Source organism: Enterococcus hermanniensis (assembly GCF_001885945.1).
Lineage (GTDB): Bacteria > Bacillota > Bacilli > Lactobacillales > Enterococcaceae > Enterococcus_A > Enterococcus_A hermanniensis.
The window spans coordinates 30874-43300 of record NZ_JXKQ01000003.1; the positions used below are offsets into that span (position 1 = coordinate 30874).

General features: G+C 36.3%; 12 protein-coding genes and 2 pseudogenes. 8 read left to right on the forward strand and 6 right to left on the reverse strand.

The window, feature by feature from the left end; translation table 11 throughout:
- Positions 1-132 precede the first annotated feature (132 nt).
- The gene (locus tag RV04_RS04100) at positions 133-387 is read left to right on the forward strand and encodes a hypothetical protein (RefSeq protein WP_071857209.1); all 255 of its coding nucleotides are present in this window, start codon (positions 133-135) and stop codon (positions 385-387) included.
- A gap of 31 nt (positions 388-418) precedes the next feature.
- Here the strand turns inward: RV04_RS04100 and RV04_RS04105 are convergent, their stop codons facing one another.
- Together RV04_RS04105 and RV04_RS04110 are read right to left on the reverse strand one after the other, a co-directional pair.
- Positions 419-1153 (reverse strand): YdcF family protein, encoded by a 735-nt coding sequence (locus tag RV04_RS04105; RefSeq protein ID WP_071857210.1) that lies wholly within the window; start codon positions 1151-1153, stop codon positions 419-421.
- Positions 1154-1237: 84 nt separating this feature from the next.
- The gene (locus tag RV04_RS04110; protein WP_071857211.1) at positions 1238-1501 is read right to left on the reverse strand and encodes a DUF6442 family protein; all 264 of its coding nucleotides are present in this window, start codon (positions 1499-1501) and stop codon (positions 1238-1240) included.
- A gap of 205 nt (positions 1502-1706) precedes the next feature.
- Between RV04_RS04110 and RV04_RS04115 the strand changes: the two genes are divergently transcribed.
- On the forward strand, positions 1707-2321 hold the full coding sequence (locus tag RV04_RS04115) for a histidine phosphatase family protein (RefSeq protein ID WP_211271173.1): 615 nt from the start codon (positions 1707-1709) through the stop codon (positions 2319-2321).
- A 50-nt stretch (positions 2322-2371) separates the two neighbouring features.
- Here the strand turns inward: RV04_RS04115 and RV04_RS04120 are convergent, their stop codons facing one another.
- The 3 genes and pseudogenes from RV04_RS04120 to RV04_RS13665 form a co-directional block, all read right to left on the reverse strand.
- Positions 2372-2866, reverse strand: coding sequence for a GyrI-like domain-containing protein (locus RV04_RS04120; protein ID WP_071857213.1), 495 nt, complete (start codon positions 2864-2866; stop codon positions 2372-2374).
- Positions 2867-2937: 71 nt separating this feature from the next.
- Positions 2938-3102, reverse strand: a complete 165-nt coding sequence (locus RV04_RS13460) for a hypothetical protein (RefSeq protein ID WP_245791037.1) — start codon at positions 3100-3102, stop codon at positions 2938-2940.
- A gap of 497 nt (positions 3103-3599) precedes the next feature.
- Positions 3600-3898: pseudogene (locus tag RV04_RS13665) on the reverse strand (GIY-YIG nuclease family protein); the annotation flags it as partial.
- Between the two features lie 243 nt (positions 3899-4141).
- Between RV04_RS13665 and RV04_RS04130 the strand changes: the two are divergent.
- The 6 genes and pseudogenes from RV04_RS04130 to RV04_RS04155 form a co-directional block, all read left to right on the forward strand.
- Positions 4142-5866, forward strand: a complete 1725-nt coding sequence (locus RV04_RS04130) for a C40 family peptidase (RefSeq protein WP_071857214.1) — start codon at positions 4142-4144, stop codon at positions 5864-5866.
- 144 nt (positions 5867-6010) lie between these two features.
- The gene (locus tag RV04_RS04135) at positions 6011-7687 is read left to right on the forward strand and encodes a metallophosphoesterase family protein (RefSeq protein WP_071857215.1); all 1677 of its coding nucleotides are present in this window, start codon (positions 6011-6013) and stop codon (positions 7685-7687) included.
- Positions 7688-7932: 245 nt separating this feature from the next.
- On the forward strand, positions 7933-8466 hold the full coding sequence (locus RV04_RS04140) for a PadR family transcriptional regulator (RefSeq protein WP_071857216.1): 534 nt from the start codon (positions 7933-7935) through the stop codon (positions 8464-8466).
- Between the two features lie 49 nt (positions 8467-8515).
- Complete coding sequence (locus tag RV04_RS04145; RefSeq protein WP_071857217.1) at positions 8516-10051, forward strand: MFS transporter; 1536 nt, start codon at positions 8516-8518, stop codon at positions 10049-10051.
- 204 nt (positions 10052-10255) lie between these two features.
- Positions 10256-10972 (forward strand): alpha/beta family hydrolase, encoded by a 717-nt coding sequence (locus RV04_RS04150; protein WP_071857218.1) that lies wholly within the window; start codon positions 10256-10258, stop codon positions 10970-10972.
- 168 nt (positions 10973-11140) lie between these two features.
- Positions 11141-11461, forward strand: a pseudogene (locus RV04_RS04155) (ROK family protein); the annotation flags it as partial.
- Between the two features lie 52 nt (positions 11462-11513).
- Here the strand turns inward: RV04_RS04155 and RV04_RS04160 are convergent.
- Complete coding sequence (locus RV04_RS04160) at positions 11514-12425, reverse strand: LysR family transcriptional regulator (RefSeq protein WP_071857220.1); 912 nt, start codon at positions 12423-12425, stop codon at positions 11514-11516.
- Between the last annotated feature and the right edge of the window lie 2 nt (positions 12426-12427).

Below are 12427 nucleotides of genomic sequence, written 5' to 3' on the forward strand. Positions count from 1 at the left end.
GAAATCAAATTAGGTTGTTTAAGTAGATATCCGACTTGCGACCCATGAAAAATAAGTGACTTTGTTGCATAATAACTAAGAAGTTATAAAAGTAAAATTAGTTTAAACCGTATGCATAAAGGAGTGGATCAAATGGAGCAATTATTAGCGATTGCATTTATAGCATTATTAATTTTCTTTGTAGTAAAAGTAGGTTCTATCTTGTGGCGAATTGCGGGTGTTTTATTTCTACTATTTATTATTTATATCTATAAAGATCAAATGCTTTCACAACTACAAAATTTTGTAGCTAACCCGGATTTCGGTGGAATCTGGCAAAGTTTGACGAATTTTTTTAGTAGTGTCTTTGATAGCGTAACGAGCTTTTTAGGGACAGTGATTGAATAAAGCTAGAAGCTCTTTGTACAGAGCTTCTTTTTTATATCCGACTATTACCAGTTAGATATTTTTGACAATGTTGATAACTCAATAATACGTCATCAGGTAGATCTACATGTGGAATATATGCTGTACCTTTTGGTCCGTATCCCTGTTCGTTATCTTGCAGTCGGCGAATTTCACCTAAGGTCAAAGATAAGAAATAGTCCGTTTGCCACCAATCATCCATTTCGGTATTTTTAAAATGAGGCTGACCATCATAAGCAATTAACTCAGGTTTTTCAAAAATCAAGGATTGGATCGCTTCTAGCGGTAATTCCCACTCTTTACTAAAGGTCAAATGAGTCCGTTTTTGGACTAATGGGTCTTGTACTAACCAAAATTTTTTGGGACGCTTCTTTTTAAATAAATCACGGGAGAAACGAGCATTTTCACCGGTATTTTTAGAGTGCGGTTCCAATAATTGGTTCACATCACGAGAGCAATAATAAGAAAAAATTTCTTGCATGATCTCGGCTTCTGATAATGTTTGCCACCTTGGACGCACTAATTCAGGAATTTGTTTTTTAGCATTTGCCAGCAATGGCGCAGTGCCGTGGCCAATTCCACCTACAAAAACGATTTGTTGGATCGCTTCCTGGTTCTTGCAGAATTTAGCGGTTGAAATAATCAAAGAAATCAGGCTGTTGCCTGCGAGGATCAATGTATCTGAATGGAAATTTGGATCTATGGATGTGGTAGTCAAATAATCAACAAGCACTTCGAAATCAGACATATGAACCTCCTAAATAAGTGATATTAATCTATGATAACAAATAAATAAAAATTAAAAAACTGTCAAAATACTCTTTGACAGTTGTTAGAATAAATACTTAATAAAAAAGAAAATACATAAGATGAGTAGAGCAATCGCGGAGATTAGCCAAAGTTTTTGCTTGCTCCAAATAAATTTTCCGTAACAAAAAGCAGCCGCGGCACCTGTAATCAAACTAAAAAGGTCCATAATCTCATTGTGCTCAATCACACGAGCAATCATCAATATACTGAAAAGAATTAGACTAAAAATACCCGAGGTAGCTAACGCTAAATCGGTACTTGTTTGTGATCGCTTTTCTTTTTCCATTAAGAGGCCTCCGATAATAACTTATTTTTATAAAAATAATAGGGTATCAAACAGATAAGAGCAGATACTATTCTTTTTTTCTTAATTTCATTATAAATGAATCCGATTACAAAGTCACTGATTTAAAAGTCATCATGAAAAGACAAGTTCATACTGAGGAATCATAAGTCGATAGTGTATACTAATGATTGAAAGAGGTGAGAGTGTGACACTTTTTTATTTTATCAGACATGGAAAAACAGAGATTAATGCAGAGGGGCGCTTTAACGGCGGGACTGTAGATTCTCCGTTGGTACCCGAGGGTATCGAGGCAACAAAGAAAATCGCACAATATTTGAAGGATGTTTCTTTTGACCTTGCTTTATCATCGCCTCAGCTGCGAGCCCAAACGACGGCGAAAATTATCTTGAAAGAACATGACCGAGGACCCAAATTAACGATTGTTGAAGATTTGCGAGAAATGCGGTTGGGCGACTGGGATGGTGAAAAAATCAGCGAAATCACCAAGCAATATCCTGAAGATATCCGGGATTATCGAACGCGCCCAGATTTATTTGATTCAAAAAAATTTCATAGTGAATCTTACGCAGAAGTAATTAGACGTAGTACGCAAGTAATCAAAGAGATTACCAAACAATACCCAGAGGGAAATATTCTAGTGGTAAGTCATGGGATCTTACTGATGGCATTATTGAATACACTGAAGGGAATGTCTTTAGCTGAAATTCGGCAAGGCGGTATCGTTGATAATTCGAGTCTCACAATTATGGCGTCTGAGGGTTCTAAGGTAACCTTTCACACATGGGGTGAAACGTTCTAATTTAAAAAAGCACCTTCCTTAATGGAAGATGCTTTTTTAAATTAAGAAAACTAGTCACTAAATAAATCTTTCCGTTTTTTACGAAACGCTAACTCGATCATTGTTTCTTGATCCGCTAGGGGAACCGAAGCGTCCGTTAAATAATATTCATAGCTACGATACGTAAAAATGCCATTTTCTTGCTTGATTGCTTCAATCAATTCTTTATACGAGTCCGTCAGATCATCATAATCACCAATGTATAGCGTCCGTACAGCTTGGTAGCTAGGAAGGTGATAGCTTTGAAATTTTTCAGTTGAGGAGATTTCTTTATTGATTGGAAATCCAATTTCAATTTCTAATAACTCATCTTTTGGCAACCCAGATTCAGCCAGATTTAAGTATGAAATAAAGGGTGTTCCGACTAATTCAGCTCCGTTTTTTTTAGCGTATTCCGATAATTCTACAAAAGAAGTACCGATAAAATTTGGTAAAAATTCGTGAGCTATATGGGTTGATGTTGAAACGATTAGTTGATCTGGCTTTGTGATTTTTTCAATTTGCATAAGTATCCTCCATCGTATGATGCTATTACAATATTGTATCAATTAATGAAATCGAATACAAACTAGAGGGATTATTCAGGAGGTGAAAAGCCGAGGATTTCACCATGTCGATTCAAATAATTAAAAACAATCGGGAACAAATCGACATCGGCTTTTTCTAAACGCTCTTTTGAATCTAGTCGTTGCCAAACCTGTAGTGAAATGGCTTTTTCTAATCTTTTTTTGGCTTGTTGCATCGAAGGACGACGCTGATAAACGGTTCGGTTTAAATTTCTCCTTTAACATATAGATAGCAATAAAATTTACCCTGGTCAGGAAGGATACCGACAAATCGTTGGTTTTGTATGATTTGTAACACTTGCTTATTTCGTCGCAAAAAACGTTGGACAGTTAAATATTTTTGCCACCATTGCGCTGAGGCCTCATAATCTTCTCTTTGTGTTGCTGCTTGGACACGTTCTTCAATCCGAGTCAGCAAGGCAGTAGAATCACCTATCAAGGTAGATTTGATTTCTTTTATTCGTAAATCAAATTCAGCCTCTGGAGATACGGTCTGATAACTTGCTACGATACCAGCGGCATATTTTAAAGGCCCATCTAAGCGGTAGACACTATTGATGATATCTCTGATTTCTTTGATTTTGCTTTCTTTATAAAAAGGGCCTAAAACTAATCCTTTTTCAGACCAGTCACTTAAAACATTTAAATAGGGTGAGGATTGGATAAATTGGAAATAACCGTAGTTTTCGTAATAATTCATCATGTGATTATATTTAGGTCGGAATTGGTGAATTAATTGACATTCTAATAGCAATGCATCAAATTCTGTATCGACTACTTCGATATCAAAATCTTCGATCCAACGTATCATATCAATAATTTTTTTGAGTGCTGTGAATTTTTTATAAAATAGGAACTAACCCGCTGCTTTAGATTTTTAGCTTTTCCAATGTAAATAATCTCACCGTGCGTATTCTTCATTTTATAAACGCCGGGCAATTGAGGCAATAAACGAACTTTTTCTTTAAGCATGAGGAACCTCCAACATGGAATGTTAAGACTTTTAAAGTGCTTTAAAAAGACTTTTGTATACTTTTGCTTCTAATTAAAGTACAAACAAACACAACTCAGCTCATTTTAGTCGCACAGACAAAAAAATAATACGAAAAATAAAAAAAATACGGACTATAAATTGAGCTGTTCTATTTAGTGTATGTTATAATTAATTGGATTAAAAAAAATTTAAGAATTATTGAGAGAACGGAGAGATGTTTAATGGCTAGTAAAGTTTTAACACGACGCGAATTGCGCCAACAAAAACGACAGAAGTCCAGTAACTATCGCTACCTAAAAAAAGGTTCCGCTGTTTTAGGTACAGCATTAGTGACGGTTTCCGTTGTAGCACCTTTATTAAAGACTCATCAGGTAAAAGCGGTTGAAGATCAAACAACTGCGACTACGTCAAATGCAGATAAAAAAGCATTTATAGAAAAAATTTCAAAAGAGATTCAACCTTTAGCAGATAAACATGACCTATATGCATCAGTGATCATTGCTCAAGCTATCATTGAAAGCAACTGGGGACAAAATGAATTTGCTCAAGCTCCTTATAATAATCTTTTTGGATTAGAAGGACAATATCAAGGCCAATCCGCTGTTCTTGATAAGGCTGATTCAGAATCTGGTCTTACCCAAAAGAAAGAATTGAAGAAATATGGTTCTTTCAAAGAAGCTGTCCAAGATTATATTGAAATTTTAAAAACGACTTCTCAAGATGGAAAAGAAAATTATTTTAGTGGTACATGGCGAAGCAATGCACAAGATTACCAAAGTGCTGCACAAGCTTTAGAAGGTCGTTTCAATAAAGATCAAAGTTATGTTCAAAAATTAGTCGCGACAATTCAAGAGAATAATTTAACTACGTATGATGCGACTGAACCTGTTAACGCACCGGTTGCACAAGCAGCAGAAACAAAAACGACAGCAACGCAAGAGTACACTGTTAAGTCAGGTGATACAGTTAATTCTATCACGGATCAATTTGGAATTGGAGTGAAAGAGTTTACCGATTGGAACAGCATCACTGACAATAATATTTATGCCGGTCAAACAGTGGTCGTTGGAGAGGGCAAAACCAATCAAGTGACGACTGACCAAATGGTAACAGCGCCCGCAACAGCAGTTACGACGAATACTGTCGATACGAATGCTGATACATTGATTTCTACAACATTACCAGCAACGACTGATGTGGTAGAGGATTCAGTAACCCAATTAGATAGTAATCCGTCAGTCGACACTTCAGTAGTAACACCTGTTGTTTCAACACCGACTGAACAAGTAGACGCACCTGAACAAGAAGCAACAACCGATCAAACAGCTAACCAAAATCAAGTAGTCGATCAGACAACAACTGATCAAACCGCAAACCAAAACCAAGCGGCAGATCAGACAACAACTGATCAAACAGCTAACGAAAACCAAGTGGCCGATCAGACAACAACTGATCAAACAGCTAACCAAAACCAAGCGGCAGATCAGACAACAACTGATCAAACCGCAAACCAAAACCAAGTGGCCGATCAGACAACAACCGATCAAACTGCAAACCAAAATCAAGTGGTTGATCAGACACAGCAAAATTCTCAAGGTCAACAAATTGTAGCCGAAGCTGAAAAATATATTGGCACACAATATGTGTGGGGTGGGAAAGACCCAAGTGGCTTTGATTGCTCTGGTCTGACACAATATGTTTACAAACAAGTAACCGGAGAAAATATTGGTTCGTGGACGGTAGCTCAAGAATCAGCTGGTACACAAATCGCTGTTAGCGATGCACAAGCTGGTGATTTATTATTCTGGGGTGATCAAGGCGATACGTATCATGTGGCGATCTCAGCTGGTGGCGATCAATATATTCATGCCCCACAACCAGGACAAACGGTAACCTATGGTTCAACACAATACTATACACCAGATTTTGGTGTTCGTGTAAATTAAAAATGATCGATACCCGAAACTCGTATAGACGAAATTTTCGGGTATTTTTATATGTTTTTTTAAAATTTTTGATTTATTGATATAATAGAGATGACAATAAAATGAAATGGGATGCTAATGATTCCCATAATCAAAGAGGAATAAATGAAATCAAAGAAAAATGAGTTGAAAATAAGTGTAGCTCCAGCGCATATCAAAGAGAATCCATTACCACAGCTGATTAATCAACGAATCGAATTGTATCCTGAAAATAAGCGTCGACCGATCAATAAAACGATTTTTCGAAATGAATATTTTCAATTGACTTTTAATACTCGTGATCAATCGATGGCTATTTCATCTAAAGGCGATTTAGTCTACTCTGCGATTCCTTATGATACTGCCCGAAACTATATTCAGCGTGCAGCTATTCAATATTTATTACATCCAGCAGAAGCGCGAAGCTATATTGAATCACACAAAGAAAATCTGGAGAAATACTTAATGCTAAGTCTTTTTCAAACCACACATCAGAAAGTGACTGAAGATTCTATTGAGGTCAAACAAGCCTATCAAGCTATTTTTAAAAATCCCTTGTTAGAGATTCAGATACTCGGTCGATTGATGCAACATGATGAAACAGGGCCACTATCTGCTAATCTAGCTGGGAAATTTTTATTCAGCGAAAACGTTAAAACTGGAATAGCGGGGTATATTTCTGAATACTTAGCATTTGTCGTTCAATTGACTCAGGCATTACCGCTGATGATTGATGGACAACAAGTTCAATTAATAGAAAATACTGAAGAAACATTAATTGGATTGAATTATTCGACAGACATTACCCCGGGATTATCGCTATTACCACAGCCCTTGAAGCAAAGTATTCAGGCAGCTTTAGCTGATTCGAATCAAGAAATGTTGAGTAATACACGACCATTGTTGCGTTCTGAATATGGAGCTGAATTGTCTCGATTGCGTGAAAATTATGTGGCACACAGTGTTCGACCAGACAATATCGCGGATCATTTTAAAAATGTACACTCGAATGAAAATAGAAATCTGATCAATGTAATTTCTGATATCCACGCAAAAAATGGTGAACTACCAATAGTGAATCGTCATTTCAATTTATTTATTGGTGATATCTCAGAATCGCGTATAAGTGATTCTGAGATTAAAGGACTTTACGTGATTGGTGGTCATGAATTGGTTGATAGCTTGCCGCAAGAGCAAGATCAAAAGATGGAAGTTTGGGATAAGTGGCGCCCCTATTTTAACGACCAATGGTTCCAAGAATTAATGCGTGATTCAGATGAGCAATGGTATTCTTTACCATTAGGAAATCATACGTTTTATTCTTCCATCCAAACCGCAATACAACACCGATTCCCTAAAATGCACGTGCTCAATAATGAAGTTTACACGCATGAAGGTATTCGCTATGTGGGATTGACGATTCCGGTTGTTTTAATAGAACGAAAAAAGGCCCAACAGGAATTTATTTTGAGAACCTTAAAAAAACTGTTAAAAGATGATTATGAAACACCCATCGTAATTCTATCTCATGCCCCATTATTCAATGAACTAAGCATGCTATCACCTCAAAGCAGTGCATATAGTAACCAATATGATTGTGATAATGCTGATCTTGAAAAAGTGTTCCAGGACTATCCAATCCTGGGTGTCATTCACGGACACCACCACATCCCAGCATCTTCAAGAAGATTTCAAAAAGTTACATTTGCGAATAGACAGTTATTTGTCGTCTGTTCGATTTACTCGAAAATCAATACAGGTTTTGATTTAAGTAGTTTATTAGAAAACACCAGTAGGCCATAAACCTCTTGGTGTTTTTTGTGCTTATTTAAAAGAACAGCATTTAAAATAATTTGGGAAACAAGTTAGTAAGGAAAGGATCACTATTAAAAGTCTAACAAGCAGTAGAGTTATTTTTTTAAAATACTTGTAAATAAAAGATGGAAATGGAATGAAAATCTTTTTCTTGACAATGTATCTAAAAGATCTATAATAAGCAAGTCGATATATCTAAAAGACATATTTTGATTTTGTGAAAGGAGGATATAATGTACGATTTATTATTGTTAGGTTCGTTGATCACTGGAGATAAAACAGGCTATAAACTTCAAAAAATCGTAGGCTCTGCGTTGCAGCCGATGCGTAAAGTATCGAGTGGGGTATTGTATCCATCGCTAGAAAAATTAGAATTGGACGGAATGATTACTTCAACAGTTCATGAAGAGGGACGAAAAACAAAACTATGGCATATCACGGAAAAGGGAATTGATCGATTTACTCAATTAATGAAAGAAAAAATTCCATCCGATGCAAAGCGCAATGATATGATCCATTTTAAATTACGTTCTTTAGATAGCGTAGAAGTTTCAGAACAGATAAAAATTCTAGAAGAATTTCAAGCGTTTATCGAAAAAGATTTAGCTTTCTATCAAGAATCACAAGTGGAGATGATTGGAAAAAGTGAACGATTCCCTGAAAATGCGGAACGATTTCGAGTAATTATTAATTCATATGATTTAGATATTCAGTTAGCCAATACGAAACTTGCTTGGATCAAAAAACAAATCGAAAACCGAAAATAGTCTTTTTTACAAACGATGTATTTCATTATAGTAGGAGTGTTAAAAAATTATGGAAAAATCTTCAAATAAATGGTTTGCATTAGTTGCTATGTCTTTAGGTGTCTTTATGGGACTTTTAGACGTTACAGTTGTCAACGTTGCATTACCAACGATGCAAAAGGCCTTCAATGAACCTTTTACTCAATTACAATGGGTATTAAATGCGTATACGTTAGTATTTGCGGTTACGCTATTAATCGTTTCAAAAATGGGTGATATGTACGGACGAAAAAAAATCTTCTTAGCTAGTTTGATTTTGTTTGTTATTGCCTCTGTAGTAAATGGGTTCGCCCCTTCATTGCTTGTTTTAAATATTGGTCGTGGGGTCCAAGCAATCGGTGGTGCTGGTATGATGTCGCTATCCATGGCATTAGTAGCATCAAACTTTGACGGCAAGCAACGAGGTCTCGCACTCGGTATTTTAGGTTCCGTTATCGGGTTATCCTCTGCTTCTGGTCCGTTAGTCGGTGGACTATTAGTGGATGCCTTTGGTTGGGAATCCATTTTCTTTATTAACTTACCAGTCGGTATTATCGCTGTTTTGATGACGATTCGTTTTGTTAATGAAACGCCTAGCTACGGTAGAGATCAAAAAATTGATTTTATGGGGATGATTTTGTCTGCGGCTACATTATTTAGTGCTGTTTATGGTCTTATTCAAAAAGAAACCAACCTTGATTGGGCCTGGACAAATCCTAAAGTTGGTGGCTGGTTGTTGTTAGCAGTTGTTCTTTTGATTGCCTTTATCTTTGTGGAATCAAAAGTTAAAAACCCAATGATGAATCTAAAAATGTTTAAGAATATCAACTTTGTAGGCTCTGTCATCGTGGCCTTCGCTTTAGGTGCGGGTATCTATGCTTTTAACACCTATCTAACTGTTCTAATGCAAAACTATATTGGTTGGTCAGCTTTTGATACTGGGATTCGTCAACTTGCGCTTTCAGTTTGGTCACTTATTTTAGGTCCGATTGTTGGTATTTTAGGTAATAAATTCTCAAGAAAATGGATGATCGTGGCAGGGCTTTTGATTAGTGGTGCTGGTTTCTTATACTTGATTGGTCAATTATCTCCGACAATGGGGTATGCTCAATTATGGCCAACACTTGTGATGATCGGGATTGCTAACGGAATCGTAAACCCTGTATTGAACTCTGCTGGAATAGAAGGTGTGGCGCCTCAAGAAATGGGGATGGCTTCAGGATTATTAAATGTCTTTCGTCAATTTGGGACAAGTTTTGGGGTAGTGATTTTAGGTTTAGTTGAAGCAAATCGTTATGCCGAGGTAATCAACGATCATGCTGCAAGTATCAACTTACCAGATAAATTAACCCATGCATTAATTGATGCGGGTCCATTTTCTGGACATGAGATTGCTTTTTCTGAAGCGATAAGTAAAGCACCCTTTGCAGCAGAATTACAAAAAATTGTAATGCAAGCTTTCAATAAAGGGATGATCCAAATCTGTTACGTAGCGGGTGCTGTCGTTTTAATTGGCGCAATCGGGGCAGCAGTATTTATGCGAGAAAATAAAAAAATAACAGAATAATATCAAAAAGTGATTGAAACTGAAGTGATTAACTTCAGGAAAGAAGAGGGAGTATGACAAGATTTTTGTCACACTCTCTTTTTTATTTCAAGTAATTAAATTATAAAAAGAATTATTATCATGTATGATAGATAAAGAAGCTAAAAAAATGCTAAACTTTATAAAATTTATTCAATTGAGAAAGATAAGGAAAGGACCTATCAAATGAAAAAATGGAAAAAAATTCTTTTAGGAATTTTAGTAGGGATCATAGGAATTCTTTTAGGGGGAATTTTTTATTTACATACTCAGATGTATTCAGCAAGTGACCATGCACAAAAATCAGCAGAGCAAGCGAGCGTAACCAATGATTGGCTGTATTTTTCGACAAAGAATAAAGATAACCCGATCATCATCTTCTATCCAGGCGCTTTAGTAGACCCAGCAAGTTATAGTGTCTGGGCAGAAGAAGTTGCCCAAGCAGGGTATCCAGTCTATGTAATGAAGATGCCATTAGATTTAGCTGTGTTGTCACCAAATAGTGGACAAAAAGTTCTAGACGAGAATTCAAACCGTTCATATATCATTGGCGGGCACTCACTGGGAGGAGTAATGGCTAGTCGCTTTGCCAGTGAACATAGTGAAAAATTAAAAGGTGTTTTCTTTTTAGCTAGTTATCCTGATAAAAAGGGGAGCTTAAAGACATCAGATCTGCCTGTACTTTCGCTTACAGGGTCTAACGATCAAGTCTTGGATCAAACATCTTATCAAGAGGCAAAAGTATATTTACCTAAAGCTACGGAATATAAAAAAATTGCTGGTGGAAACCATGCCGGCTTTGGTGCTTACGGGAAGCAAAAAGGTGATGGAAAATCAGAAATCAATAATCAAAATCAACAAGTAGCCGCTGATTTAATTGAGTGGTTGCTAACCATACGATAACTATTTACGCATTAGCCACTTGGTTGGTTAGTACTTTTTTGTTGCTTGATTTTAACAGCCGTGACGAAATGAGAAGCTATTATTTTGTTAGATTCAATTATAAGAGTTATTTTTAAATAATCGGGATTTAAAATACCTTTGATGCACTGGCTATATTTATCACTTCATTTAGACGGAAAAAATTTATTTGAATTGGATGGACAAGGGGATGTAGTTGCTCGAATGATTCTATCAGATATGTACCAAGTAATTGCGAATAATTTGTATAGTATCCAAGTTACTTTTGATCCGGAAATGATTGTGATCGGTGGCGGCATTTCAAAAAGAAAAGAGTTAGCAGAGGAATTAACAACTAGACTCTTTAGGCTACTACAAAAAGAAGGCATTGAAGAGATCATGCCTTCGATAAAATGTTGTGCTTTTCACAATGATGCGAACTTGATTGGTGCCGCATTAAATTTTCAGCAAAACTACAACATGAGTAAGTAAATTTTTTGATTTAAAGACAGACCTTAAAATGGTCTGTCTTTTTTAGGAACAGCTAAATGGATTGATAAAAATTTTCTTTTGCGTACTTAAAAAATGCTCGAATCATCGGATTAGCAGTTTCAGTATTGAAAACGGCAACAATGCTTTGATCGGAATTCTCATTTTCTAAATCAACAATTTTGATCGGATACTTTTCTTCTAAAGTGCCATCATCCATTCCAGAATATAAAAAGGCTAACCCTTCTCCTAAAGCAACATTGGCTAAGCCCTCATCCAGATTTTTGACGTAAGTGGCTGCTTTGACGTTGAAACCATACTTTATAAATTGGTTGATTACATAATCAACAATAATTGGCGATTGCTGCCGTTCTAATAAGATAAAAGTTTCTTTATTTAAATCCGAGAAACGTAACTTCTTCTGATGACTTAAAGCGTGTTGAATGGGCAACGCTACTTGGAGATGATTAGCCTGAAAGGGTATTTTTTCAAAGTTGTCTGTTTGTTGGAAATACGTAGCCAAGTTGAACACGAAATCGTAATTCCCTGAAGCAAGGCCATCAACTAAATCCATGGGTGTATCTTGTTTTAATAAGAATTTTACATTAGGGTGCGCCGTTTTAAATTGATCAACTAATTGATACATTTTTTTCATATTAAAATTGGGCAAATAGCCGATTTTAATTAATTGAGGCCGCTTGTTTGGATCCGTTTGGTGATCGAACAAATGTGTTAATTGTTCTACGCGATCTAAAATATCATTGGTCTTCGTTAGAAACTGCTCACCAACAGGGGTCAGTTCTAGGGAATGGCTTCGACGAATGAATAATTCGCCACCGATTTCCTGTTCTAGCTCCTGTATTCGTCTGCTTAGGGTAGGTTGCGAAATATAAAGTTTTTGAGCGGCTTTGGTAAAGCTGCCTTCTGTCGCGACTTCCACAAAATAAGTTAAGGTTGATAATTTCATAC

Bases quoted from the DNA above. Each gene is read 5' to 3' on its own strand.
- RV04_RS04100 (WP_071857209.1), top strand. From the start codon at position 133: ATGGAGCAATTATTAGCGATTGCATTTATAGCATTATTAATTTTCTTT.
- RV04_RS04105 (WP_071857210.1), bottom strand. From the start codon at position 1,153: ATGTCTGATTTCGAAGTGCTTGTTGATTATTTGACTACCACATCCATA.
- RV04_RS04110 (WP_071857211.1), bottom strand. From the start codon at position 1,501: ATGGAAAAAGAAAAGCGATCACAAACAAGTACCGATTTAGCGTTAGCT.
- RV04_RS04120 (WP_071857213.1), bottom strand. From the start codon at position 2,866: ATGCAAATTGAAAAAATCACAAAGCCAGATCAACTAATCGTTTCAACA.
- RV04_RS13460 (WP_245791037.1), bottom strand. From the start codon at position 3,102: ATGCAACAAGCCAAAAAAAGATTAGAAAAAGCCATTTCACTACAGGTT.
- RV04_RS04130 (WP_071857214.1), top strand. From the start codon at position 4,142: ATGGCTAGTAAAGTTTTAACACGACGCGAATTGCGCCAACAAAAACGA.
- RV04_RS04135 (WP_071857215.1), top strand. From the start codon at position 6,011: ATGAAATCAAAGAAAAATGAGTTGAAAATAAGTGTAGCTCCAGCGCAT.
- RV04_RS04140 (WP_071857216.1), top strand. From the start codon at position 7,933: ATGTACGATTTATTATTGTTAGGTTCGTTGATCACTGGAGATAAAACA.
- RV04_RS04145 (WP_071857217.1), top strand. From the start codon at position 8,516: ATGGAAAAATCTTCAAATAAATGGTTTGCATTAGTTGCTATGTCTTTA.
- RV04_RS04150 (WP_071857218.1), top strand. From the start codon at position 10,256: ATGAAAAAATGGAAAAAAATTCTTTTAGGAATTTTAGTAGGGATCATA.
- RV04_RS04160 (WP_071857220.1), bottom strand. From the start codon at position 12,425: ATGAAATTATCAACCTTAACTTATTTTGTGGAAGTCGCGACAGAAGGC.